The following is a 25,145-nucleotide window of genomic DNA, read 5'->3' as shown; positions in this document are numbered from 1 at the left end:
AGTCCCTCGGAGCTCGATGGATCAGTGGTTCATGAACGACGTGACGGGCAGGGCGCGTTCGACGATGCGTACGTCACCGAGCCGTCCGTGCAGGATCTGGTCGATCTTCCCGGCGTACTCGTAGCCGCCGAGGATCCAGGGCAGGCCGACCGAGGTGATGCCGACGGACGACGCCCTCGGATTGCGCACTACCGGGCAGCCCTGGACGTACAGGGTGGTGTGCCGTCCGTCGTTGACGACGGCGAGGTGCCACCACGTCTCCAGCGGTGTCTCCTGGCCCCAGTTCGTCGCGATTCCCTGCTGGTTGAGAGGGCGCATGGCCCACTGGGGCTCGCGGTCGTTCGACAGCGACAGCGTGGCGATGGGCTCGTCCGGGTCGTCGACGGTCTTCCCCGCGGCGCCGCCCGTGCCGGTGCGGCCGAGCAGCCCGGCCCACGCGTCACGCCCGGGATCCCAGTCGGCGGGCAGCCGGTAGAAGGCCTCGATGGTGTAACCCGCCTTGAAGGTGGCGGAGTTGAGCGGCGCGCCGTCGACCGTCCGCAGGTACGCACCCTTCAGCGGAGGCTTCCCGCCGTGGAAGTCCAGGCTCCCGTGGCCCGGCTGGTCCGGGTGGTGGTCCGACGACCAGGTGAGCGTGCCGCCCGCGACCGTGACCAGGGAGAGGTCGTTGCCGCGCCCGGACGCGTCGCGGACCGTGCCGGTCACGGCGGCCCCGTCGTCCTTGCCGTCGAAGCGCCAGTACGCGACCGTGCCCGGTATCAGCATCTTCGACGTGGGACGCGCCGGGCGCGCGGGCACCGGGGCGAAGCCGGCGAAGCGCTCCTCGAAGTCGATTCCGACCGAGAACCGGTCGGTGTCACCGCTGAGTTCGCTCTCCTGCCGCTCCAGCTCGTTGAGCCCCTTCGCGGCCCGGCCGAGGATCCACGGCGAGACCGTCTCCACGTCCACGGTGTTCCGGTCGAGGTCGAAGCGGTAGAGGCGGATCATCGCCGCACCGCCGAAGTAACGGTTCTGATAGTTCGTCAGGTGCAGGTGGACGTCATGTCCCGCCGCGTTCTTGCGGGTTGCCCGAGCCGCGGGCCAGTAGTGCCCGTTGAGGGTGAGGAAGATCTGGTCGTGGTCCTCGATCAACTGGTCCCACAGCTGTTGTCCGTACGAGGAGAGCGAGTCGTCCTGGTCGACCAGCTCGTGCGTCGTCAGGATCACCGGCGTCTTCGGGTGCCGGGCGATGATGTCCTTGGCCCAGGCGAAGCCCTTCGCGGACAGTCGCCAGTCCAGCGCGAGCACCATCCACTCCCGCCCGGCGGCCCGGAAGAGGTGGAAGGTGTTGTAACCGTCCGGCGAGGCGCCCCCGTACGTGGACCTGCCCTTGAAGCGGTCCGGTCCGAAGACGTCCAGGTACGGGGTCGAGCCGCGCTGGTCGTCCGTCGACGACTTCACGTCGTGGTTGCCCGCGAGGACGCTGTAGCCGACGCCTCGCCGGTCGAGCAGCCGGAAGGCGTCGCCGATCGCAGCGCACTCCTCCTTCGCGCCGTTCTGCGTGAGGTCGCCGAGGTGGGACAGGAACACGATGTTCTCGTCGCGCCCGTGCTCCAGCAGATAGCGCAGGGACGCCTCGACGGGCGCCTTGTCGATGCTGGGCCCGTCGAACAGATACTGCGTGTCCGGCATCACCGCGAGCGTGAAGCGGCGGCTGTCGGGGTCGGGTCTCCAGCGGGTGCCCGAGGAGGGCGCCGCCTGCGCGGTGGCCGTCGGCAGCGCGACCGCCGCCGTGGCCGCGCCGATCAGCGCGGTCGCCCGCAGGAAGTTCCGTCGTCCGGCGCCGGCTTGCGGGCAGGCCTCGGCCGGGTCGTGCTCATGCGAAGTACACACGTCTGCTCCGTGAGAAGGGGGACTGCTCGGGAGAGGGGGGTGGTGACTCGGGAGGGGGGTGGCGACCAGGAGAGGGCGGCGGTCGGGAGGGGCCGGCGGCAGGGATCAGAGCACGCGCAGCGTCCAGGCCCAGTGGTGGGTGCCCGGCGCGACGAGGTACTCGGCCGAGGTGTCGGGCCCGCACGACGCCGTGCCGAGCCCCCTGTGCGCGGTGTCGAGGTGCACGACACAGCCGGGCCGCGGCACCAGCTCGTCGTGGTGCGTGGCGGAGGCCAGGTCCTCGGCCCGGTACCGGTTGACGGAGACCTGCCCCGGCACCCCGAGCTCCACGGTCAGCCCCGTGGCGTCCGGCGCCGACAGCGTGAACCGCCGCACACCGTGCCGGCCGCCGCTCTCCTGTGGCCGCAGATAAGGGGTGAACAGCTCGTCCACCGGGAGCGAGTGGTGTCCCACGGGCGCGCCGGTGCTCCGGTCCGGGTAGGACTCCCAGGGGCCCTGCCCGTACCAGTCCAGGACATCGAGCCCGGGGACCGTCTCGAAGACTGTGCCGACGCGGGCCACGTCGTCGAGGCCCTGAGGCAGTTCGGCCGACTCCTCGACCCGGAGGCCGCCGGCGACCGGGGTGAACACCTGCTCGTGGCGGACGGGCCCGGCGCCGGTCGCGTACTCGGCGACCACGACGACCTGGGCGCCCTCCTCACGTACGTCCACGACCTTGCGTACGAGTTCGTCGAGCCCCCAGTCGCGCCAGCGGGCCGCCATGCCGCCCAGTTCGTCGTTGTCGGTGGGGGCCCGCCACAGCGAGAGCACGGGCGCGGCGGTCAGCAGCGGATGGACCAGCAGCGCGTCCGCGTCCAGCGTGACGGCCGGGTCGGACGCGGGCTCCGGCGTCGTGTCGGAGTCGGCCTCGCCCAGCCGGACCTGCGGCAGGCACACCTCGGTGCCGAGCGGCGCCCAGGCCTCGTCGTCCGCGGTGACGACCCGCAGCGTCAGCCAGGACTCGCCCTCTGGGACGGGGAACGGCAGCGGCACCGCCGCGGACTCGCCCGGCAGTACGTCGGGCAGCTCGGCCGGTGCCGTCACCGTGGTGCCGTCCGCGAGGACGAGGTGCCACTCGGCGGCGAGCCATTCCAGGCTCCGGAAGTGCTGCCGGTTGTGGACCAGGAGCACGCCCTGGCCGTAGGTGAGGCGGACCGGCGCCGCGATCTCCCGGTGCTCGTACATCACGGGCTTGGGCGTGCGGTCCGGGAACACCACGCCGTCGGCGATGAACGCCCCGTCGTGGATGGTCTCGCCGAAGTCGCCGCCGTAGGCCCAGCGATGGCCGGGCGCGGCGACTCCGTGCTCGTACAGCCCGGCGCCCCCACGCCCGGCAGGTCTTCCGTCGTTCACACGCTGGAGAATGCCGTGGTCCCAGAACTCCCAGATGAAGCCGCCCTGAAGACCTGGGGTGGACTCGATGGCGGCCCAGGTGTCGGCGAGCGTGCCGTTGCTGTTGCCCATGGCGTGCGAGTACTCGCACTGGATGACCGGCTTGGTCTGCTTCCCGGACCGGGCGTGCGCGACACAGTCCTCGATCGGCGCGTACATCGGGCAGGCGATGTCGGAGGCGACCGTGAGGTCGGCCCAGTCGAGCTTGGCCGCGCCCTCGTACTGGATCGGCCGGGTCGGGTCGTGGCGCCGGACCCAGCCCGCCGCCGCGTCGTGGTTGGCGCCGTAGTCGGACTCGTTGCCGAGCGACCAGATGATGACCGACGGGTGGTTCTTGTCGCGCAGCACCATGCGCGAGACCCGGTCCACGAAGGCGGGCAGATAGCGGGGGTCGTCGGCGATCTCGTGGGCGTGGTCGTGCGACTCGATGTTCGCCTCGTCCACGACGTAGAAACCCAGCTCGTCGGCGAGGTCGTACAGCGCCGGGTCGTTCGGGTAGTGGGCGGTGCGGATCGCGTTGAAGCCGAAGCGCTTCATGACGACCAGGTCCGCGCGCATGTCGTCCGCGGTGACCGTGCGGCCGGTCAGCGGGTGGAAGTCGTGCCGGTTGACGCCCCGGATGTAGACGCGCTCGCCGTTGACCAGCAGGTCCCGGCCGCAGATCTCGACGTCCCGGAACCCGACCCGGTGCTGGGAGGTGTCGGCGACCGAGCCGTCGGCCCGGTGCAGGCGCACGGTCAGGTCGTACAGCTCGGGTGTCTCGGCGGTCCACGGCCATACGTTCTCGACGGTGCCCCGCAGCCGGGCCTCGCCGAGGAAGTCGGACACTCGCATGTCCTCGGCGTTGAAACGGTCGAACTCGGTGTCCTGGGCGAGGAGCTGGCCCTCCAGCGCCCCGGTGACGTACCACCCCTGGGGCAGCGGTCCCGCCGCGTCGCGCACCTGGCAGTCGACCCGGAGCCGTCCGTCCCGCCGGGCCCGCACGGTCACGTCCGCGAGATACAGCGGGTCGGTCGCGTACAGCAGCACCGAGCGGGTGATCCCGGCGTGCCACCACTGGTCCTGGTCCTCGATGTGCGAGGCGTCGGACCACTTGACGACGGTGAGCCGCACGGTGGCCGGGTCTCCGGGGCGTACGACGTCGGAGAGGTCGAACTCGGCGGCGAGGTGGGAGTCCTTGGAGATGCCGACCGGATGGCCGTTCACATGGACCAGGAGCACGCTCTCGGCGGCGCCGACCTGGAGCACGATCCGGCGTCCGGCCCAGTCGGCGGGGATGTCGACGGAACGCTCGTATATGCCCGTCGGGTTGGCGGCGGGCGAGGCGGGCGGGATCTCGCCCCACGGCATCCGCGCGTTGGTGTACTGCGGGAGGTCGTCGCCGCTCTGGGTGGTCCAGGTGCCCGGCACCTCGATCCGGGTCCACTCGCCCGAGCAGCCCATGGGCGAGGGCAGCAGCTGGAAGTGCCAGGAGCCGTCCAGGGACAGCGCACCGGAGCGCCGGTCCACCGCGTTCATGGCCAGCCGCCCCCAGGAGGTCACCTCGGGTGCCTCCCAGGGGCGCAGGGCGATCAGGTGATCGCGTCGCATCAGCGAATGGCTCCCTTGCCGAGATCCGCGATGATCTGCTTGGCGCCGATCGCGAAGACGATAAGCAGCGGGATGAGGGCCAGTACCGCACCCGTCATGACCATCCCGTAGTCCGTGGTGCCGTGGACGCCGTTGAGCTGGGAGAGCGCGACCTGGAGGGTCACGTTGTCCGGGTTGGTGAGGGCGATCAACGGCCAGGCGTAGTCGTTCCACTGGCCCATGAAGGTGAAGATGCCGAGGAAGGCGAGACCGGGCCGCACGACCGGCAGGGCCACGTGCCAGTACTGGCGCATGAAGCTCGCCCCGTCGAGCTTGGAGGCGTCGAGCAGCTCGTCGTGGATCGCGCTCTTCATGTACTGCCGCATCCAGAAGATGCCGAACGCGTTCGCGGCCGCCGGCACGACCAGCGAGGTCATCGAGCCGATCCAGCCGAGCTTCGCCATGATCACGAACTGCGGGATGGCCTGCAGCTGCGCCGGCACCATGAAGATCATCATCATCATGGCGAACAGCACCCCCCGGCCCGGGAAGCTGAACTTCGCGAAGACGAACGCGGCCAGCGAGTCGAAGAAGAGCACGAGGAACGTCACCGAGGTGGCGACGAGCAGCGAGTTGAACATCGACCCGAAGAAATCGATGCTGTCGAAGAGCTTGCTGAGGTTGTCGCCGAGGTGCGAGCCGGGCAGCAGCTTCGGCGGATAGGAGAAGATCTCGGTCGACGAGTGCGTCGACATGATCACGGCCCAGTAGAACGGGAACGCGGAGAGCAGCACGCCGAGGATCAGTGAGACGTGGAGGGCGATGCCCCTGCGCCGGGTGCCCTCGATGCGCCTGTTCTTACTGTGCCTGGCCTTGCCGGGCTCGGACTCGGTGGGCTTGACATCGGTGATTGTCATGGTGACGGGCCTCCCTAGTCCTCGCCCCGGCGCTGCACCAAGCGCCAGTTGATGATCGAGAAGATGACGACGACGAGGAAGATGCCCCAGGCCACGGCGGCGCCGTAGCCGAAGTCGTTGTTGTCGAAGGTCTGCTGGAAGAAGTAGAGGACCATCGTCCGGCCGGCGTGGTCGGGACCGCCCGAGAACGTCGACTCGTTGGCCGTGGTCTGCAGCAGCACCTGGGGTTCGGAGAAGCTCTGCAGTCCGGTGACCGTCGAGATCACGAGGACGAAGAGCAGCACGGGCCGCATCATCGGCAGTGTGATCCGGAAGAAGGTCTGGACGGGTCCGGCGCCGTCGACGCGCGAGGCCTCGTACAGCTCACCGGGGATCGTCTGGAGTCCGGCGAGGAAGATGATCGCGTTGTAGCCGGTCCACTGCCAGGTCATCAGGGTGGCGATGGCGACCTTGATGCCCCACGGGGTGTTCAGCCAGGCCACCTGGTCGAGTCCGACCGCCTGCAACAGGGCGTTCACCAGGCCGAAGTTGGTGGAGAAGACCGAGCCGAAGATGATCGCGACGGCCACCACCGAGGTGACGTTGGGCAGGAAGAACGCGAAGCGGTAGATCTTCTTGAAGCGGACCGCCGAGTTGAGCATCACGGCCGTCACCATCGCCAGGAAGATCATGGGGAAGGTGGCCAGCGCCCAGATGATGATCGTGTTGCCGATCGAACTCCAGAAGTCGGTGTCCGTCAGCAGGTACTTGTACTGCGACAGCCCGGCGTACTCCATCGAGCCCAGGCCGTCCCAGCGGTGGAACGACAGATACAGCGAGAAGCCGACCGGGATCAGGCCGAAGGCGAGGAAGAGCAGATAGAAGGGGGAGATCGCGGCGTACAGCCGCCAGTAGCTCAGGATGCTCTTCCTGGGGTTGGGGGTGGGTGGCTCCACGGCGGGCGCCGGGGGCTTCTCGACCAGGGGCACGGTAGCCATCAGTGACTCACCCCCAGGTGGTCCGCGATGCGCCGGCACTTGCTCATGGCGTCCCTCCAGGCCTTCTTGGGGTCCTTGCCGAGGACGCCGACGTTCTTTATCTCGTCCTTGATCGGCTGCCCGAGCGCCACGTCGAACGGGCTGTTGAAGGCGACCGGGATCTTCTCCGCGGCCGGCCCGTAGACGTCCATCGTGATCTGGTCGCCGAAGAACGGGTCGGGCTCGCGCAGCTTCTTCATCTCGTACGAGGCGGGGGTCGACGGGAAGAGTCCGGCGTCGACGAAGCCCTGGGCCTGGTTCTCCGCGTTGAGCAGCCAGGTGATGATCTCGAAGGCCTTCTCGGGTTCGCGGCACGCCTTGGTGATCGCCAGGAACGAGCCGCCGACGTTCGACGGGCCGCCCGGGCAGTTCGCCACCCGCCACCTGCCCTTGGTCTTCGGGTACTGCAGCTTGAGGTCGCCGGCCGCCCAGGAGGCGTTCAGCTGGCTGGGCAGCCGGCCCTTCTCGGTGGCCGAGATGGAGTCGGGGGTGCCTGTCACGAGGTCGGAGACGATCCCGCGCCGCTTGGCCTCCACCGCACGGTCCCAGCAGTCGCGTACGTGCTCGCCGTCACCGATGAAGTGCTTGTCCCGGTCCACGTACCGGGTGGTCCCCTGGCCGATCGACATCTCGAAGACGCTGCCGACATCGGTCAGGATGTACGTGCCGGGGATGCGCTTCTTGAGCTGCTCACCGGCCGCGAAGAACTTGTCCCAGGTGTTCATCTCCGAGGACACGTCGTCCGGTTCGTACGCCAGTCCGGCCTTCTCGTAGACCGCCGGCTGGTAGTAATGCACGACCGGGCCCACGTCGATGGGGAAGCCGATGAGGCTGCCGTCCGGTGCGACCGCCTGCTGCCACTTCCAGTCCAGGTACTGGCTCTTGAGCTTCTCGGCGCCGAGGGTCCGCAGATCGATGAACTGGTCCGCGTTCGGCAGATAGGACGCCATGTCCTCGCCCTTGAGCCCCGCGATGTCGGGGATGTGGGCCTGACCGGTCATCGTGGTGATCAGCTTGGAGCGGTAGTAGCCGCCGATCTGGATCGCGTCCAGGTCGACCGACGAGTCGTAGCGCGCCTTGGCCTTCTTGACGACGGTGTCGCTCAGCCCGCCGCTCCAGTACCACAGGACCATGTTCCGGCCGGTCGAACCGGTCGGGACGGCGCAGCCGGACGCCAGGCCGCCGAGCGCCGTGGCGGCCGTACCGGCCAGACCCGCGCGGAGCAGGCCCCTTCGTGAGAGCCGCACAGCTCCCACCGCCTTTCGGATGTGTTCGGTCTTCGCATCAAGGGAGACATCAGGGGAGATCAGGAATGCCGTGGGGGGCGGGTGGGGTCACCGGGGCGTGGGGGACGGGCGGGCCGGGGTCCGCGGGCATGCGGTCGGCCAGGAAGCCGTACGCGCGCCGCAGTTCGGTGTTCTCGGAGGTACCGGTGTTCGGCACCGACCGCCACCACTGATGAACGCCGTACCAGCCCGGCGCGGCAAGAGCCCCGCCGTGCCGCTGTACGGACAGTCCGGCGGCCAGCACCGCGAAGCGCAGCCGCTCTTCGAGGGGCCAGCCCTCGAGGGAGGCCGCGACGAAACTCGCGCCGAAGACGTCTCCGGCACCCGTCGCGTCCAGCACCTCGGTGGCGAGGGCGGGTACGTCGGCGTACTCGCCCGTCGTCTGGTCGACGGCGATCGCACCGTCACGGCCGCGCGTGACCACGGCCACCGGCACCAGCTCGGAGAGCTTGGAGAGCGCGTCGGCCGCGGTGTCGGTGCGGGTGTACGCCATCGCCTCGGTGTCGTTCGGGACGAAGGCGTGGCACAGGGCGAGCTGGTCGAGGAGGGCCGAGGACCACTGCTGGGTGGGATCCCAGCCGACGTCCGCGAAGATCCTCGTACCGTTCGCCGCCGCCTTGGCGAGCCACTCGCGGGGTTCGGCCTCGATGTGCACGAGGGCGGTGCGCGCGGCGGGCGGGTCGCCCATCAGCGCGTCCTGCGAGTACGGGGGTTCCTGGCCATGGGTGACCAGGGCGCGGTCGTGGCCGTACGCGATCGAGACGGTGACCGGGGTGTGCCAGCCGTCCGCGGTACGGGAGAGCGAGAGGTCGATGTGCTCCTGCTCCGCGAGGACCTCACGGCAGTGGGCGCCGTAGTAGTCGTCGCCGAACACCGTGGCCAGGGACGTCTTCAGGCCGTAGCGGGCCGCGGCCACGGCCAGGTTCGCTATCCCGCCCGGGCTCGTGCCCATCCCGTCGGTCCAGATCTCCTCGCCGGGGGTCGGCGGCTTGCCCAGACCGGTCAGGACGAGGTCGTAGAAGAGCAGCCCGGTCAGCAGCACATCGGGCCGCGCGTCGGGCCGTTCGTCACCCACGAGCGCATCCTCTCGTCAAAACTCTTCACTTTCGATGCACGGGATCGTGTTTCGGTGGACAGGATCGTGCGCGCCTCCGGCTGATTTGGCAAGAGTCGAGCAGAACTGAGCATAGAAATGATTGCGAATGACGAGTACTGTTCAGCGCGTGCTGGCAGAGCGACGACATCAACTCATCCTGCGGGCCCTGCGAAACGGGGGCCCCGCAGCCGTCACCGACCTCTCGGAGCAGCTGGGCGTGAGCCCCGCCACAGTCCGGCGTGACCTGCTCAAACTGGAGGAGGAGGGGCTGCTCACCCGCGTGCACGGCGGTGCGGTCGCCGAGGAGGGCGACCAGCCCTTCGCCGAGGTCGCCGAGGTGCGCGTGGCCGAGAAGGACGCCATAGCCGAACGCGCCGCCGCGATGGTCGAGGACGGCCAGTCGGTGCTGCTCGACATCGGCACCACCGCGTACCGGCTGGCCCGGCAGCTGCACGGCCGCCGGATCACCGTGATCACCAGCAACCTCGTGGTCTACGAGGAGCTGGTGGACGACGAGGGCATCGAACTGGTGCTGCTCGGCGGCATGGTCCGCCGCGAGTACCGCTCACTGGTCGGCTTCCTCACCGAGGACAACCTGCGCCAGCTGCACGCGGACTGGCTCTTCCTCGGCACCAGTGGAGTGCGCCCCGGCGGGCAGGTGATGGACACGACGGTCGTCGAGGTGCCGGTCAAGCGGGCGATGATCAAGGCGGCCGAGCGGGTCGTGCTGCTCGCCGACCGCGCCAAGTTCCCGGGCACGGGCATGGCCAAGGTCTGCGGGCCCGAGGAACTGGACGTGGTGGTGACCAACGGACCGGCGGACGCCGGAACGCGGTCGGCCCTGGAGGAGGCGGGCGTGCGCGTGGTGCTGACGTGAACGGCGTGCGCGCCGGTTCACGGACATCGAGGGGCTCAATGACCTCGACGAACATCGAAAGGGCAGTTGCGTGAAGCTGACGATTCTGGGCGGCGGCGGGTTCCGCGTGCCGCTCGTGTACGGGGCGCTCCTCGGGGACCGCGGCGAGGGCCGCGTCACCGACGTCGTGCTGCACGACCTGGACGCGGGACGGCTCTCCGCCGTCGCCCGCGTCCTCGCCGAGCAGGCCGCGGACGTCCCCGACGCACCGACCGTGACCGCCACCACCGATCTCGACGAAGCGCTGCGCGGCGCCGACTTCATCTTCTCCGCGATCCGCGTCGGCGGCCTCGAAGGCCGGGCGGCCGACGAGCGGGTCGCCCTCGACCAGGGCGTCCTCGGCCAGGAGACGGTCGGCGCCGGCGGCATCGCGTACGGCCTGCGCACGGTGCCCGTCGCCGTGGACATCGCACAGCGTGTGGCCCGGCTCGCGCCCGACGCCTGGCTCATCAACTTCACCAACCCGGCGGGGCTGGTCACCGAAGCCATGTCCCGCCACCTCGGCGACCGCGTCATCGGCATCTGCGACTCGCCGGTCGGCCTCGGCCGCCGTATCGCCCGGGTGCTCGGCGCCAACCCGCGTGAGGCCTGGATCGACTACGTCGGCCTCAACCACCTGGGCTGGGTGCGCGGCCTGCACGTCGCAGGACGCGACGAACTTCCGCGGCTGCTCGCCGACCCGGACCTCCTCGGGTCCTTCGAGGAGGGCAAGCTCTTCGGCACCGAGTGGCTCCAGTCGCTCGGCGCGATCCCGAACGAGTACCTGCACTACTACTACTTCAACCGGGAAGCGGTCCGCGCCTACAGCGAGGCCGAGAAGACCCGCGGCGCCTTCCTCCGCGACCAGCAGGAGCACTTCTACGAGGAGATGAAGCGCCCGGACGCCGCCGCGCTCACCGCCTGGGACCGTACGCGCGCCGAGCGCGAGGCCACGTACATGTCGGAGAACCGGGAGACGGCCGGCGCGGGCGAGCGTGACGCCGACGACCTCTCCGGCGGCTACGAGAAGGTGGCGCTCGCCCTGATGCGGGCCATCGCCCGCGACGAGCGCACCACGCTGATCCTCAACGTCCGCAACCAGGGCACCCTCTCGGTGCTCGACACGGACGCCGTCATCGAGGTGCCCTGCCTCGTCGACGCCAACGGCGCCCACCCCGTCGCCGTCGCCCCGCTCCCGGACCACGCGACCGGCCTGGTCTGCGCGGTGAAGGCGGTGGAGCGCGAGGTGCTCGCCGCCGCCGAGTCGCGTTCCCGCGCGACGGCGGTGAAGGCCTTCGCCCTGCACCCGCTGGTCGACTCCGTGAACGTCGCCCGCAGGCTGGTCGACGGATACACCGGGGCACATCCCGGCTTGGCGTACCTTGAGTAAGCGCTTTCCCCGCTACCTGGAGACTTGAGATGCACGACGAACGCCGCCGGATCGAAGAGCGCGTCCAGCGCGTACACGACCAGCGCATCAAGACCGCGATCTACGCCGCCTCCGTACCGTTCGAGGTCGAGGCCTGGCAGGCTCCGGGCGAGCCCGTCCCCTTCGAGGAGGCCGCGGCCGCCTCGTACGAGCCCTTCGCGATGGACACCCCCTGGGGACCGCCCTGGGGCACCACCTGGTTCCGGATGCGCGGACAGGTTCCCGCCGAGTGGGCGGGCAAGCGCGTCGAGGCCGTCATCGACCTCGGCTTCATCGGCGACTGGCCGGGCAACCAGGCCGAGGCGCTCGTCCACCTCACGGACGGCACCCCGCTGAAGGCCGTCAACCCCCTCAACCAGTACGTGGCGATCGCCAACCCCGCCGTCGGCGGCGAGCAGATCGACTACCTGGTCGAGGCGGCCTCCAACCCGGACATCCTCGCCAACGACTTCGCGAGGCCCACGCCGCTCGGTGACGTCCTCACCGCGGGCGACAAGCCGATCTACACCTTCCAGCGCGCCGACATCGCCGTCCTCGACGAGGAGGTCTGGCACCTCGACCTCGACGTCCAGGTGCTGCGCGAGCTGATGCTGGAGCTGGGCGAGCACGACCCGCGCCGGCACGAGATCATGCACACCCTGGACCGGGCCCTGGACCTGCTGGACCTCGACGACGTCTCCGGCACGGCGGCGGACGTACGGGCCGCGCTCAAGCCCGCCCTGTCCAAGCCCGCCAACGCCAGCGCCCACATCGTCTCCGGCGTCGGCCACGCGCACATCGACTCCGCCTGGCTCTGGCCGATCCGCGAGACCAAGCGCAAGACGTCCCGCACCTTCTCGAACGTCACCTCGCTCGCCGACGAGTACGACGACTTCATCTTCGCCTGCTCACAGGCCCAGCAGTACGAATGGGTGCGCGACAACTACCCGAAGGTCTGGGCCCGCATCCAGGAGTCCGTCAAGAAGGGCCAGTGGGCGCCGGTCGGCGGCATGTGGGTCGAGGCCGACGGCAACCTGCCCGGCGGCGAGGCCGTCGCCCGTCAGCTCATCCACGGCAAGCGGTTCTTCATCGAGCACTTCGGCGTCGAGACCAAGGGCGTCTGGCTGCCCGACTCCTTCGGCTACACCGCGGCCTACCCGCAGCTCGCCAAGCTGGCCGGCAACGAGTGGTTCCTCACCCAGAAGATCTCCTGGAACCAGACCAACAAGTTCCCGCACCACACCTTCTGGTGGGAGGGCATCGACGGCACGCGGATCTTCACGCACTTCCCGCCCGTCGACACCTACAACGCCCGCTTCAGCGGCGAGGAGATGGCCCGCGCCACCCGCAACTACCAGGAGAAGGGTGCCGCCACGCGCTCGCTGGCCCCCTTCGGCTGGGGCGACGGCGGCGGCGGTCCCACCCGCGAGATCATGGAACGGGCGCGCAGGCTCGCCGACCTGGAGGGCTCACCCAAGGTCGTCGTCGAGCACCCCGACGAGTTCTTCGCCAAGGCCCGCGAGGAGTACCCGGACGCCCCGGTCTGGGTCGGCGAGCTCTACCTGGAGCTGCACCGCGCCACCTACACCTCGCAGGCCCGCACCAAGCAGGGCAACCGCAGGAGCGAACACAGGCTCCGCGAGGCCGAGTTGTGGGCCACGACGGCCGCGCTGCACGCACCCGGCTACGCCTACCCGCACGAGAAGCTCGACCGGCTCTGGAAGACGGTCCTGCTCCACCAGTTCCACGACATCCTGCCCGGGTCCTCCATCGCCTGGGTGCACCGAGAGGCGGAGGCCGAGTACGCGCGCGTCGCGGTCGAGGTCGAGGAGCTGACAGCCGAGGCGGTCACCGCACTCGGCACGGGCGGCACCCGCGTCTTCAACACCAGCCCGGTCGAGCGCCGGGAGGTCGTACGGACCGCCGACGGCACCCTCGCCCACACCGTCGTCCCCGCGAACGGCAGCGCACCCCTCGGCACCGGCGAGGTACCCGAGCCGGTGACGGTCACCGGTCGCGTCCTCGACAACGGCCTGGTCCGCGTAGAGGTCGCCGAGGACGGCACCCTTGCCTCCGTACGCGATCTGCGCGCCGGCGGCCGAGAGGTCCTCGCCGACACGGGCAACCTGCTCCGGCTGCACACGGACCTCCCGAACTACTGGGACGCCTGGGACGTCGACAAGCACTACAAGAACCGCTACACGGACCTGCTGGACGCGGAGTCGGTGACCGTGGTCGAGGAGGACCCGCTGCTGGGCGCGATCCGCGTGGAGCGCTCCTTCGGCAAGGGCTCGCGCATCACCCAGACGATCAGCCTGCGCGCCGGCAGCCCCCGTATCGACTTCGAGACGGACATCGACTGGCACGAGGCCGAGAAGTTCCTCAAGGCGGGCTTCCCGGTGGACGTCCGGGCGGCCCACTCGTCCGCCGAGATCGCGTTCGGCCACATCCAGCGGCCCACGCACACCAACACCAGCTGGGAGTCGGCCCGCTTCGAGGTCTCCGGCCACCGCTGGGTCCACATCGGCGAACCCGGCTACGGCGTAGCGGTCATCAACGACTCCACCTACGGCCACGACGTCACCCGCACGGTCCGCGAGGACGGCGGCACGACCACCACGGTCCACCTCAGCCTGGTCCGCGCCCCGCGCATCCCGGACCCGGAGGCCGACCAGGGCAAGCACCGCTTCACCTACGCGCTGCTGCCGGGCGCGACCATCGAGGACGCCGTCGCCGAGGGCTACTCGCTCAACCTGCCGCTGCGGGTGGCGGACTCGGCGGGCACCCCCGAGCCGGTCGTGTCCGTGGACGGCGGCGGGGGCGTGACCATCGAGTCGGTCAAGCTCGCCGACGACGCCTCGGGCGATGTCGTCGTACGCGTCTACGAGTCCCTCGGCGGCCGGGCACAGGGCACCCTGCGCACGAGCTTCCCGCTCGCCGGGGCCCAGCTCACCGATCTCCTGGAACGCCCGCTGACCAGCGCGGACACGGACGGCGACAGTGTGTCCGTCACCCTGCGGCCCTTCGAGATCCAGACGCTGCGCCTGGCGGTGGGGAACCAGTGACCACGCTTCCCATGAAGAATTAAGGAAGCGGTAAGACGCCTGGTCACGGCGGGTCCAGCGCCCGCCGTGACCAGTGCCCGTTCCCTGCACGACACCTGGAGTTCGCCCGTCGCCCCTCTGATGTGGGGCAGTGCGAGAGAAAGGTGTCACCGTGCGAGACCCGCGAATGTCCGCGATCGGCAAAGGGCTGAGGCGCAGGGGAAGGCTGATGGCGCAGGCGGTGAGCCCGCCGCGCCGGAGCCTCGACGCCATGCCCGCGCCCAGGACCGACGGGGACTCGTACACCGCTCCGCCCGCCCCGCGGCTGGTGGACTCGCCGGTCTTCGTCCTCTCCTCCGTGCGCTCGGGCTCGACCCTGCTGAGGGTCCTGCTGAACAGCCACAGCAGGATCCGCGCCCCGCACGAGATGCATCTGCGCACCCTGCACATCAATCTGTCGCGCGACTTCACCGCCGACGCCATGAAGGCGCTCGAACTCGACAAGGACGAGCTGGAGCATGTGCTGTGGGACCGGGTGCTGCACCTGGAACTCGCCCGCAGCGGCAAGCAGATCATCGTCGACAAGACCCCGCCGAACACCCTCATGTGGCCGCGCCTGCACCGATGTTGGCCCAACGCCCGCTACATCGTGCTGCTCCGCCACCCCGGCGCGGTCGTCGCCTCGCTCACCGAGCGCCGCACCGACCCGGACCACGAACAGATCCGCGCCGAGGTCCTCGACTACAGCGAGAAGCTGGACGAGGCCCGCCGCACCCTCGACGCCCATGTGATGACGTACGAGGACCTCACCGCCCACCCGGAGCGGACCACCCGCGGCCTGTGCGAGTACCTCGGTGTCCCCTGGGAGAGCACGATGCTCGACTACGGCCAGAAGGACCACGGCGACTTCCGCCCGCAGCTCGGCGACTGGAGCCCCACCATCAGGTCGGGCCGCATCCAGCAGGCCCGCCCGGCCGACCCGACGGCCCAACTACCGCCGCGCCTGACCGAGTTGGCGAAGGCGTGGGGGTACCCGGTCGACTGACCGGGCACCCCCTTGAGAGCCGCCTGGGGACCCTGGGGGGGACTTCTCGGGCCCCTCGCGCGGCCGTCAGCCGGTGAAACCCGCCGTGATCGACGTGAACTGCCAGTTGCTCTGGCTGATGCCGGAGCAGTTGCTGACCACGCCGCCGCCGGGGCACGGCCGGTCGCGGTTGACCGACCAGAACGCGAGGCGGGCGATGTGGTGGGAGTTCGCCCAGTCCCGGATCTGCGTCCACGTCGCCGGCGAGGTGAGCTCCTGCTGGTCGCTCAGACCGTTCATGCCGGAGATGCCGATGTGCGCGTAGGCCGTGGCGTCGTCCCAGCCGAAGACCGACTTGAGCTTGGTCTTCAGGCCCTCCGTCGCGTTCACCGTGTTGCCGTACATGTCGGCGCCGCCGCCGAAGTCGAACGGCATGATGGTGAAGACGTCGATGTTGGCGCCCAGCGCCGAGGCCCGCTCAATGAGCCGGTTGCCCCAGTAGGTCGGGCCGGTCGTCGACGTGCCGAAGGTGATGATCGTCCTCAGCCCGGGGTTGTTCTGCTTGACGATCTTCAGGGCGTTGAGAATCCGGTCCTGGACGACCTCGTTCTCGAACTCGTCGGTGTTCTCGATGTCGACGTCGATCGCCTTCAGTCCGTATGCGTCGATCACCCTCTGGTACGCGCCGGCGAGCGCCTCGGGTGTCGAGCAGTTCGGCCCCAGCTTGTTGCCGCTCCAGCCGCCGATGGACGGGACGATGTCGCCGCCCGCCGAGCGGATGGAGTTGATGACGGACTGGTCGTTGCCGCCGGTCAGCGGACGCGACCCGTCCCAGGCCGGGTTGCAGCCGCCCGAGGAGAGGATGAACGCCATTGTGAACCACTTCACGCCGGTCGAGTTCATCACCGACGGGGCGCTCGGCGGGTCACCCCAGCCGAGGTACAGATAGGGCGCGGCCTGCTTGAAGCCGGTACCCCCACCGCCCGGATCGGTAGTGACGGCAAGGGAGTTGGAGGCGGCCGACCGGTTCCCGGCCGCGTCCCGGGCCCGCACGGTGAACGTGTACGCGGTGCTCGGCGAGAGCCCGCTGACCGTGGCACTGGTCCCGGAGACACTGAGCACCTGGTTCGCACCGCTGTAGATGTCGTACGCGGTGACGCCCACGTTGTCGCTCGACGCGTTCCACGCCAGCGACACGCTCGACGAGGTCTTCCCGGTGGAGCGCAGGGTCGAGGGGGCCGTCGGCGCCTGGGTGTCCGAGCCGCCGCCAGGACCGTCGAGGCTGATGTCGTCGGCCTGGTAGGTGCCCTGCGCGTACCAGCCGTGGGTGTAGATCGTCGCGCTGGTCTGTGACGCGCCGGTGGTGAACGGCACGGTCAACTGGCTGTAGGCGGAGGGGGACTGGGTCCAGGTCGACGGCCCGCCGTCCACGCCCAGGTAGGCGTAGCTGCCGCGCACCCAGCCCGTCAGGCGGTACGCGGTGTTCGGCTGGACCGACACGGTCTGGCTGCACTTGGCGGTGTCACTCGAACTCGCCGCGCCCGCAAGGGCCTTGGTGCCCCCGTGGACCGGGCTCGACACGATCGAGCCGAGGTTGCCCGAGCAGGACCAGGGGGAGAGGCCGCCCGACTCGAAGCCGGCGTTGGACAGCAGGTTGGCCGCCTGGGCGGTGCCCGGCAGGGCGACCGCCCCGGCGAGTGCCAGGGCGGCCGAAGCGAGCAGGGCGAGGAAACGGTTTCTGGAACGTCTGAGGCGCACGTGATCTCCCTGAACGAATGGGGGGTACGGGAGTTGACACGCTCACCAAGTTGGTATGGACCAATCAGACTGTCAAGGGACTGTCCGAAGTCTGTGCCGCCTGAGCCGGATGAGGTGCCTGGGCGGTCTGCGCCTTCTGGGCCGGCTGGGCATCGACGGCGGGCTCCGCGGCGGTCGTGGTCGCGGCCGGGGGGACGGGGCGGTCCAGCTCCGCGCGCTGCTGCGGCAGCGACACCGGCCGTACCGCACGCGGTCCCGCGACGACCGTGTAGTCCTGGCCGAGGAACGGCGGGACCACGTCGCCGGGCTCCTCGCCGAGGGCCAGCCGCACCGCCGCCCAGGGTGCGTTGATGCCGCACTGCGAGAGCTGGTGCAGGCCGCCCGCCGGGCGGGTGTTCACGTCCATGAGGACCGGCTCGTCACCGAGCATCCGGAACTGAATGTTCGTCAGGTAGTGCAGCCCGAACGACTCCGCGAGCAGCCGGGACGGCTCGATCCACTTGGGGTCGAGCGTGAAGCCGCGCCGCCGGCCGTTCTTGGTCCGGCCCACGGCCATCCGTACCCGTCCGTCCGGACCGGTCAGGCAGTCCACGGACACCTCCGGCTGCTCCAGACGCGGCATGACCAGCCAGTCCACCGGCTCGTCGGCCTGCTTCAGCGCCTCGACGACCATGTCCAGCGGCACGTACGGGCTGGGAAAGCCGTTCAGGTGCATCAGGGAGAAGGGGGTCCGCGTGATGATGCGGAAACCGACGCCGCCCGCACCGGAGGCCGGCTTGAAGCACGCCTTGTGGCCGTCGGCCTCCAGCGCGTCGACCGCCGTGACCAGTTCCTCCGGGGTCCGCACCCGCCACCACGGCGGTGCCGGAATGCCGAGCTTCTCGACCGCCTCATACGCGATCACCTTGTCCTGGAACGTGTGCACGGCCTCCGCGGGCGGGGCGAGCAGCGCCGTACCGACCGCGGCGAACTCCTCGCGGTGCTCGACGAGCGTCGCCTGGTGCAGGACCGGCACGAACACGTCGATGGAGTGCCGGGCGCACTGGTCGAGCGCGTACTCGACGTACGCCGCCGGGGACAGCCCCTCCGGCTCCAGCGCGGCCACGTCGGCGGCGGCGAGGATGGGGGAGTCGGCGTCGCCGTGGGTCGCGTGGATCTCGACGGCCCTGCCGCACGGATTTCGCCGTAGCTGATCCATGAAGAACACGTTCTCCGCGTACGTGCGGTTGAGCCAGACGCGTACGCGAGAGACCATGCAGGCCGCCTTTCAGGGTTCGCGGGCACGACGAAGCAGGCCGTGCTCGGCAAAGGAGTAAAGGGGTACACAAAACCGCCGTTCGAAAACGGGAGTCCGTGGCGGTTGTGTAGGGCCGATCATAGGGCCTGCGCAGCCTGCTCGCTGCTACGTGCGTGTTACAGAATCCCCGGACGGGCCCACCGGTGCTCCTGAGGCACGTCAGGCCCCCTGTACCGCGCTCCCCTTGAAGGACTCCAGGCCCTCCTTGATCTCGGCGAGCACGTCCGCCGCCTCGGCGCCGTCGATCACACGGTGGTCGAAGGTGAGGCTCAACGGCAGCACCGGAGCGACGACGACCCTCCCGTCACGGACCGCGGGGCGGTCGGCGGTCGCGCCGAGCCCGAGCGTGATCGTGGTTCCGCCGACGGAGTGGAACGCCTCCACCGGACGGTGGCCGAGCGAACTCACCGCGAACGTGCCGGTCGTCGAGGCCCGCCTGTGCAGCGGACGGGTCGCGGCACGGTAGGCGAGGGTGCGCAGCGGCCGGGGCAGGCGCTGGAGCGCGCGGACGCCGGCGAACTCCGGCATCGTCTCGGGATCGCCGTCGCGGAAGTGGTCGACGCGCTCCTGGACCTCGGCGAGAGAGGCCCGCTCCAGATCCGGCAGCACGGCCGACAGCACCACCCGGCGGCCGCCCAGCGTGCGGTCGAGCGTGAACTTGCCGTGCACACCGTCGTAGCGGGCGACCCTGGACCGGCCCCGGAGCGCGGCGTTCGCCTCGGGGTGCGCGGCCAGTACCCGCGCGGCCACATGAAGCACGTACGTGACCGTGGAGATCCGGCGCTCCGACAGCTGCCCGGCGCGGTGCTCCCGTACGTTGCCCATGTCGACCGACGTCCCGAGGAACACCGGCGCGAAGGACCGGATGCCGTCGAGGAAGGCCAGGGTGTGGCGGCGCTCGCGGGCGACCGGTGAGACCCTCACGAGGCCACCGCCAGCGCGTAGATCTCCTCCAGGCTGCGGGCGTCCAGGGCCTCCGCCAGGGGGAGCGCGCGGCCGGTCGTGCGCTCCAGGAGCGCGAGGAGCGAGAGCAGGTGCACGGAGTCCCAGCCGGGCACCCGGTCGAGCCCCGCGCCGACGTCCGCGCCGGTCACCGGCAGGCCCAGGTCGTCCTGGAGGAGGATGAGGAAGTCGTCGATGGAGTTCACGTGCCGTCGTCTCCCGGGATCTCAGTGAAGTGGACGTGTGCGGGCGGCACGGGCAGGACCGCGAGGTCGTGCTCGTACGTCACGGTCGTGCCGTCGTGCTGACAGGTGGCTGTCGTGTTCTCGTCCGCGACCAGGGCGAAGCCGTTCCTCGGGTAGAAGTCCTTGACCTTGGTGTTCTTCGGTGTGGCCCGGTAGTTCGCGCGCACCGCACGGGCGCCGTGCGCGCGGGCGTGTCGCAGCACGGCACAGAGCGCGGTCTGCTCGATGCCTCGGGAGAACACCCGGCAGCTGAGCAGGAAGTTGTCGATGTGGACGGTGTCGCCGTGCCGGCGCGTGAACACCGCGCCCACGACGCCGTTGTCCCCGAAGCGGTCGGCGGCACGGACGGCGAGGACGCGCGCCGCCGGATCGTCGAGGAGGGCGCGCACCTCGGCGGGCCCCAGCCGCAGGGTCGTCTGGTTGAACTGGTTGGTGCGCAGGGTGAGTTGGGAGAGCCGGGCCACCTCGGCGGGGCCGGCCTCGACGAGGTGGACCTCGACCCGCAGCTGCCGCAGGTACTCGTCGAGGGAGTCGAAGCCGTCGAGGAAGTCCTTGCGGACCAGCTCGTCGCGGTACTGGGCGACCCGTGTGACGTCCTCGCGGGTCAGCTCAGGGGCGTCGAACCAGCCGTCGCGCAGCAACGCCTCGATGTGCAGGGCCGGTTCGCCGTTCACGGGCACGACGGCGACACCGGGCAGCTCATGGCGGACGAGCCCGCACTCGTACGGGCTGTCGTCCACGAACACGAAGCTGTCCACGCCCAGGTTGAGCGCCTTGGCGAGTTCGGTGAGGTTGTCGTGCTTGGGCCGCCAGTTGGCGACGACCCGGACGAAGTCGTCCTCGCGCAGGAACATGCCGGGATGCCCGCGCAGTACCTCGCCGACCGGTTCGGGGTCGTTCTTGCTGACGGCGGCCAGCAGCACGCCCTGCGCGGCGAGTTGGCCGACGAACCGCTGGAACGCGTGATGGGCCGCGCCGCGGTGCGTGCCGTCGGCTCCGGTCTCGATGCCGTCCGGGCCGTCCTCGCCGAGGATCCCGCCCCACAGCGTGCCGTCCAGGTCCAGGACGAGGGCCTTCTTGCCCTGTCCGGCCCGATGCCGGGCCAGATGCCCGACCTCGCGGGCGTACGCGGCGAGCAGGGCGGGGGAGAGGTGCGTCCTGGTGTACTGGCTCAGCCGCGGCTCGACCACGGGCACGCCCTCGCCGGCCAGCGGATCGAGGTCGAGGACGACGACCCTCCCGTGCTCCTCCGCCAGCCGCAGCAGCCGCGCGTTGGCCTCCCGCCACACCGCCCCGAGCCGCGCCCGCGACCGGTGATCGACGAGCTGCGCGGTGAACCGCCTCGGCAGCGGCAGGGTGTTGAGGACGAGCGTCCCGCGCGCGGACTCCGCGAACCGCGCGACCAGCCCCGCCAGCGTCCCGATCCGCTCCCGCGCCACCCGCTCCACGTCCTCGGGCCCCCAGGGAACCGGAACCTCGTCGAAGACCACCATCGGGTCCAGCACACAGAGGGCCAGATCGGCCCGGTACAGCTCGCCGCCCTGGTCGGCCAGGTCGAAGACGTACGCGTCGAAGTCCGCGAGATGCGGCCGCAACAGCAGCCCGTGGCGGGCCAGTTCGACGGTCAGGGACGGCAGCAGCGGTGCCAGCGTGCCGTGCCCGGTGACGGCGACGGTCACGACCGGCACGGCCGGATGCTCCGCCACCACCTCGTCCGGATCGAGCCGCGCCAACAGCTGCCCGGCCCGGGCGAGTTCGACGTCCGAGGCCCCGTCGAGCAGCCGCCGAACGCCGGGATACTCACGGACGAGCCGCCCTTCACGGTGCAGATCGAGCAACGTCGAAGGCCCGCTCGCCACCGGACGTTCGGAGCGGGACGCCCCTGTCATGGCTCTCCTCTCATGGCTCTCCTCGTACTCGGCGGCTCCGTAGGGGCGCGGGGAACGGCGCGAGCAGCCACGATGGACCCGCACCCAAAAAACCGGCCGCAGCCACATCGTCGACGGGGCGGCTAAAGCCGCTCTTGTACCGTGGAGGCGGCATGTGTTCTTGTGGTCCCATCCGGGCACGCCGAGGGGCGTCTCCGGCCCACGGAGGGGGCGAGGGTGACGACGGCTGACCGTCCGGGCCGGCTGCTGGCCATCAGCGACCTGCACATCGGATACGCCGAGAACCGCGCCCTCGTCGAGGGGATGCGCCCCGAGACCGACGACGACTGGCTCCTGGTGGCCGGCGATGTCGCGGAGACGGTGGCCGACATCCGCTGGACCCTCGAAACGCTCGCCTCCCGCTTCCGCAAGGTGATCTGGGCACCCGGCAACCACGAGCTGTGGACCCATCCCAAGGACACCGTCACCCTGCGCGGTGTGGCCCGCTACGAACACCTCGTGGAGGTCTGCCGCGAGCTGGGAGTGACGACCCCGGAAGACCCGTACCCCGTGTGGGAGGGCCCCGGCGGACCGGTCGCCGTCGCGCCGCTCTTCCTCCTCTACGACTACTCGTTCCTGCCCGCGGGCTGCGCGACCAAGACCGAGGGACTCGAGTACGCCCACGGGACAGGCGTCGTCTGCACGGACGAGCACTTCCTGCACCCCGACCCGTACCCGAGCCGTGAGGACTGGTGCCGGGCCCGGGTGGCCGAGACCGAGCGAAGGCTCGCGGAGATCCCCGCCGAACTGCCGACGGTCCTGGTCAACCACTACCCGCTGGACCGCCACCCGACAGAGGTCCTGTGGTACCCGGAGTTCGCCATGTGGTGCGGCACCCGGCTCACCGCGGACTGGCATCGCACGTACCGCGTCGCGGCCATGGTCTACGGCCACCTGCACATTCCCCGCACCACCTGGCTCGACGGCGTCCGCTTCGAAGAGGTGTCGGTGGGTTACCCCCGCGAGTGGCGCAAGCGCCCGGAACCGCCGGGCAAGCTGCGCCGCATTCTGCCGATGGAGGTCGGACCCGGTGATCGAGGAGCTGCTCCCGGAGTCGGTCGTGGCCGTGGAGGTACACGGTGACGAGCGGCCCGGCGGCACGACGCCGTACCCCGAGCTCTATCCCGAGGAACAGGCGCTGATCTCGCGCGCCGTCGAGAAACGGCGCCGCGAGTTCACCGTCGTACGCGGCTGTGCCCGGCACGCCATGGAGAAGCTCGGCGTGCCCCCGCAGGCCGTGCTGCCCGGTGAGCGGGGAGCACCGCAGTGGCCCGCCGGGCTGATCGGCAGCATGACGCACTGTGAGGGCTATGGCGCCGCGGCGCTGGCCCGTGCCACCGATCTGGCCTCGCTCGGCATCGACGCGGAGCCCCATCTGCCGCTCCCGGACAACGTGCTGGCGTCCGTGGCGCTGCCCGACGAGGACCGGCGGCTGCGCGGTCTCGCCGAGCGGCACCCCGGCGTCCACTGGGACCGGCTCCTGTTCAGCGCCAAGGAGTCGGTCTACAAGGCGTGGTTCCCCCTCACCGGGGAGTGGCTCGACTTCACCGAGGCGGACATCGACGTCTTCATGGATCCCGGACACACCACGTCAGGTGGCTTCCGTGCCCGGCTCCTCGTGCCCGGGCCGGTGGTCGACGGCCAACGGATCGGATACTTCGACGGGCGCTGGACGGTACGCCGGGGACTCGTGGCGACCGCGGTGACCGTACCGCACGCGCAGGACTGAGCGCGCCCTCGGACGGCGGCCGGCGGAGGGCCGGGCCCGCCGCGACGGCCGCGGAACGAGGGCTCGTCCCGCTCATCCGACTCGTCCCGCTCATCCGACTCGCTCCGCCTCCGTCGAAGGGCTGACGGTGGCTCATCACACCTCCGGGCACCAGGTGTGCAGCAGGCGGAAGAACGCCTCCTCGTTGCCCGTGAGACCGGCCGCGGCGAGCGCGCGCTCCGCCTCCGCGAGGGCGGAGGGCGGCACGACGGGTGGTCGGCCCGTGCCGGGAGGGCCGTCCATGGCGGCCCGTACCGTCTGCAGCAGTCGCAGATAGGCCTGCACGGCGGTGCGTTCGTGATCGGTCAGTACGGCGGTCGGCATCGGACGGCTCTCCCCGGTTCGGCTCGGCAGCAGCGCTTCTGGCGGTTCACTCGCCCCCGCACAGCGGTGGCGCTGGGTCCAGCTTGCCGTCCGCCACTGACAATGCCCTTTCGGTACGCGTCGGTTCGCCCGGTTAGCGGAGGGGAAACATCACGGAAATCCCTTGTCGGACAAGGGTCCTACGCTGGAAGCCAGGGCCTGGAGCCGTACTCCCGGCGGCCCGGTGAGGGAGGCGAGCACGTGGTCGACGTCCCGCGACAGCACCCGAGGCCCACCGCGCGGCTGCGCTCGGTGGGCGACGGGGAGCTGCGGCTGCACCACCGCGTGGTGCACGGCTACCGCCGTGCCTACCGGATGGCGGGCGAGGGCCCGGCACTCGTCCTGATCCACGGCATCGGCGACTCCTCGGCTACCTGGGCCGAGCTCATCCCCGATCTCGCCCGCACCCACACGGTGATCGCCCCCGACCTGCTCGGCCACGGCGCCTCGGACAAGCCCCGGGCCGACTACTCGGTGGCCGCGTACGCCAACGGGCTGCGCGATCTGCTCTCCACCCTCGGCATCGAGCAGGCCACGCTGATCGGGCACTCGCTCGGCGGCGGCGTGGCGATGCAGTTCGCATACCAGTTCCCCGAGCGCACCGAGCGGCTGATCCTGGTCAGCGCCGGCGGCGTGGGCCGCGAGGTGAACCCGGTCCTGCGGGCGGTCTCGCTGCCCGGCGCCGACCTGGCCCTGGCCGCGCTGCGGCTGCCCGGGATGCGGATCCAAGTGGGGCTGGTCGTCCATCTGATGAGGCTCCTCGACACGGATCTGGGCCAGGACGCGCCGGAGTTGCTGACCCTCGTGGACGCCCTGCCCGACGCGACCTCGCGCAGCGCGTTCATCCGTACGCTGCGGGCGGTGGTCGACTGGCGCGGCCAGGTCGTGACGATGCTCGACCGCTGCTACCTCACCCAGGGCATGCCGACGATGCTCATGTGGGGCGACCGCGACAGCGTGGTCCCGGTACGACACGCGTACGGGGCGCACGAGGCCATGCCCGGCAGCCGCCTGGAGATCTTCGAGGGCGCCGGGCACTTCCCCTTCCACACCGACCCCGCCCGCTTCCTCGCCCTCGTCGAGGAGTTCACCGGCACCACCAGCCCCGCCGACTGGAGCCGCGAACACTGGAGCGACCTCCTGCGCGCCGGCCGCCCGGGCACCGCCGCGGGCCACCCGGACAACGCCCGCAGCCGGGCGGTGGAGCGGGATCTGAGGGAGGCGAGCGAACGCAGCGCGACATGACCGTCGCGCCGGGCCCCGCGAGCCGCGTCCAGGGGGGCGCC

The 25,145-nt window shown here is 70.4% G+C and carries 19 protein-coding genes; 7 read left to right on the top strand and 12 right to left on the bottom strand.

Annotated elements, in window-relative coordinates:
- Nucleotides 1-21: 21 nt before the first annotated feature.
- The 6 genes from ACIBEI_RS04520 to ACIBEI_RS04495 form a co-directional block, all read right to left on the bottom strand.
- Complete coding sequence (locus tag ACIBEI_RS04520; protein ID WP_398884920.1) at nt 22-1,872, bottom strand: LamG-like jellyroll fold domain-containing protein; 1,851 nt, start codon at nt 1,870-1,872, stop codon at nt 22-24.
- 105 nt (nt 1,873-1,977) lie between these two features.
- Nucleotides 1,978-4,893 (bottom strand): glycoside hydrolase family 2 TIM barrel-domain containing protein, encoded by a 2,916-nt coding sequence (locus ACIBEI_RS04515; RefSeq protein WP_398884918.1) that lies wholly within the window; start codon nt 4,891-4,893, stop codon nt 1,978-1,980.
- The gene (locus ACIBEI_RS04510) at nt 4,893-5,789 is read right to left on the bottom strand and encodes a carbohydrate ABC transporter permease (RefSeq protein ID WP_398884916.1); all 897 of its coding nucleotides are present in this window, start codon (nt 5,787-5,789) and stop codon (nt 4,893-4,895) included. The genes ACIBEI_RS04515 and ACIBEI_RS04510 overlap by 1 nt, the downstream gene beginning before the upstream one ends.
- A gap of 14 nt (nt 5,790-5,803) precedes the next feature.
- The gene (locus ACIBEI_RS04505; protein ID WP_398884914.1) at nt 5,804-6,766 is read right to left on the bottom strand and encodes a carbohydrate ABC transporter permease; all 963 of its coding nucleotides are present in this window, start codon (nt 6,764-6,766) and stop codon (nt 5,804-5,806) included.
- Entirely contained in the window at nt 6,766-8,052 is a 1,287-nt protein-coding gene (locus tag ACIBEI_RS04500; RefSeq protein ID WP_398884913.1) for an extracellular solute-binding protein, read from the bottom strand. Before ACIBEI_RS04500 ends, ACIBEI_RS04505 begins: the two co-directional genes overlap by 1 nt.
- Nucleotides 8,053-8,101: 49 nt before the next feature.
- Nucleotides 8,102-9,166, bottom strand: a complete 1,065-nt coding sequence (locus tag ACIBEI_RS04495; RefSeq protein ID WP_398884911.1) for a carbohydrate kinase family protein — start codon at nt 9,164-9,166, stop codon at nt 8,102-8,104.
- Between the two features lie 148 nt (nt 9,167-9,314).
- On the opposite strand from ACIBEI_RS04495, the gene ACIBEI_RS04490 reads away from it, so the two are divergent.
- The 4 genes from ACIBEI_RS04490 (at nt 9,315) to ACIBEI_RS04475 (ending at nt 15,579) form a co-directional block, all read left to right on the top strand.
- Complete coding sequence (locus ACIBEI_RS04490) at nt 9,315-10,064, top strand: DeoR/GlpR family DNA-binding transcription regulator (protein ID WP_055614767.1); 750 nt, start codon at nt 9,315-9,317, stop codon at nt 10,062-10,064.
- A 70-nt stretch (nt 10,065-10,134) separates the two neighbouring features.
- Nucleotides 10,135-11,472, top strand: coding sequence for a 6-phospho-beta-glucosidase (locus tag ACIBEI_RS04485; protein WP_398884908.1), 1,338 nt, complete (start codon nt 10,135-10,137; stop codon nt 11,470-11,472).
- A gap of 29 nt (nt 11,473-11,501) precedes the next feature.
- The gene (locus ACIBEI_RS04480; protein WP_398884906.1) at nt 11,502-14,555 is read left to right on the top strand and encodes an alpha-mannosidase; all 3,054 of its coding nucleotides are present in this window, start codon (nt 11,502-11,504) and stop codon (nt 14,553-14,555) included.
- A 151-nt stretch (nt 14,556-14,706) separates the two neighbouring features.
- A complete protein-coding gene (locus ACIBEI_RS04475; protein WP_398884904.1) occupies nt 14,707-15,579 on the top strand; it encodes a sulfotransferase family protein in 873 nt (290 codons plus the stop codon).
- 66 nt (nt 15,580-15,645) lie between these two features.
- Here ACIBEI_RS04475 and ACIBEI_RS04470 read toward each other — a convergent pair whose 3' ends face one another.
- From ACIBEI_RS04470 to ACIBEI_RS04450, 5 genes are all read right to left on the bottom strand, one after another.
- Nucleotides 15,646-17,316, bottom strand: coding sequence for a carbohydrate binding domain-containing protein (locus ACIBEI_RS04470; RefSeq protein ID WP_398884902.1), 1,671 nt, complete (start codon nt 17,314-17,316; stop codon nt 15,646-15,648).
- 64 nt (nt 17,317-17,380) lie between these two features.
- Nucleotides 17,381-18,571: an ATP-grasp domain-containing protein gene (locus tag ACIBEI_RS04465; RefSeq protein ID WP_398884900.1), complete on the bottom strand. Its 1,191-nt coding sequence runs from the start codon at nt 18,569-18,571 to the stop codon at nt 17,381-17,383.
- Between the two features lie 201 nt (nt 18,572-18,772).
- Complete coding sequence (locus tag ACIBEI_RS04460) at nt 18,773-19,537, bottom strand: 2-oxo acid dehydrogenase subunit E2 (protein ID WP_398884898.1); 765 nt, start codon at nt 19,535-19,537, stop codon at nt 18,773-18,775.
- Nucleotides 19,534-19,761, bottom strand: coding sequence for a phosphopantetheine-binding protein (locus tag ACIBEI_RS04455; RefSeq protein ID WP_398884897.1), 228 nt, complete (start codon nt 19,759-19,761; stop codon nt 19,534-19,536). Before ACIBEI_RS04455 ends, ACIBEI_RS04460 begins: the two co-directional genes overlap by 4 nt.
- The gene (locus tag ACIBEI_RS04450; protein WP_398884895.1) at nt 19,758-21,689 is read right to left on the bottom strand and encodes an HAD-IIIC family phosphatase; all 1,932 of its coding nucleotides are present in this window, start codon (nt 21,687-21,689) and stop codon (nt 19,758-19,760) included. The genes ACIBEI_RS04455 and ACIBEI_RS04450 overlap by 4 nt, the downstream gene beginning before the upstream one ends.
- A 216-nt stretch (nt 21,690-21,905) precedes the next feature.
- On the opposite strand from ACIBEI_RS04450, the gene ACIBEI_RS04445 reads away from it, so the two are divergent.
- Both ACIBEI_RS04445 and ACIBEI_RS04440 read left to right on the top strand, forming a co-directional pair.
- A complete protein-coding gene (locus ACIBEI_RS04445; protein WP_398884893.1) occupies nt 21,906-22,811 on the top strand; it encodes a metallophosphoesterase family protein in 906 nt (301 codons plus the stop codon).
- Nucleotides 22,759-23,457, top strand: a complete 699-nt coding sequence (locus ACIBEI_RS04440) for a 4'-phosphopantetheinyl transferase (protein WP_398884891.1) — start codon at nt 22,759-22,761, stop codon at nt 23,455-23,457. The genes ACIBEI_RS04445 and ACIBEI_RS04440 overlap by 53 nt, the downstream gene beginning before the upstream one ends.
- Before the next feature lie 135 nt (nt 23,458-23,592).
- Here the strand turns inward: ACIBEI_RS04440 and ACIBEI_RS04435 are convergent, their stop codons facing one another.
- Nucleotides 23,593-23,820 (bottom strand): hypothetical protein, encoded by a 228-nt coding sequence (locus tag ACIBEI_RS04435; protein WP_143644066.1) that lies wholly within the window; start codon nt 23,818-23,820, stop codon nt 23,593-23,595.
- A 240-nt stretch (nt 23,821-24,060) separates the two neighbouring features.
- Between ACIBEI_RS04435 and ACIBEI_RS04430 the strand changes: the two genes are divergently transcribed.
- Entirely contained in the window at nt 24,061-25,104 is a 1,044-nt protein-coding gene (locus ACIBEI_RS04430) for an alpha/beta fold hydrolase (RefSeq protein ID WP_398884889.1), read from the top strand.
- The last annotated feature ends 41 nt before the right edge of the window (nt 25,105-25,145 follow it).

The organism is Streptomyces sp. NPDC050988 (assembly GCF_044456225.1).
In the GTDB taxonomy this organism is placed as follows: Bacteria; Actinomycetota; Actinomycetes; order Streptomycetales; family Streptomycetaceae; genus Streptomyces.
The sequence above is the reverse complement of the archived record's forward strand: the minus strand, read 5'-3'. Positions and strand labels throughout refer to the sequence as shown.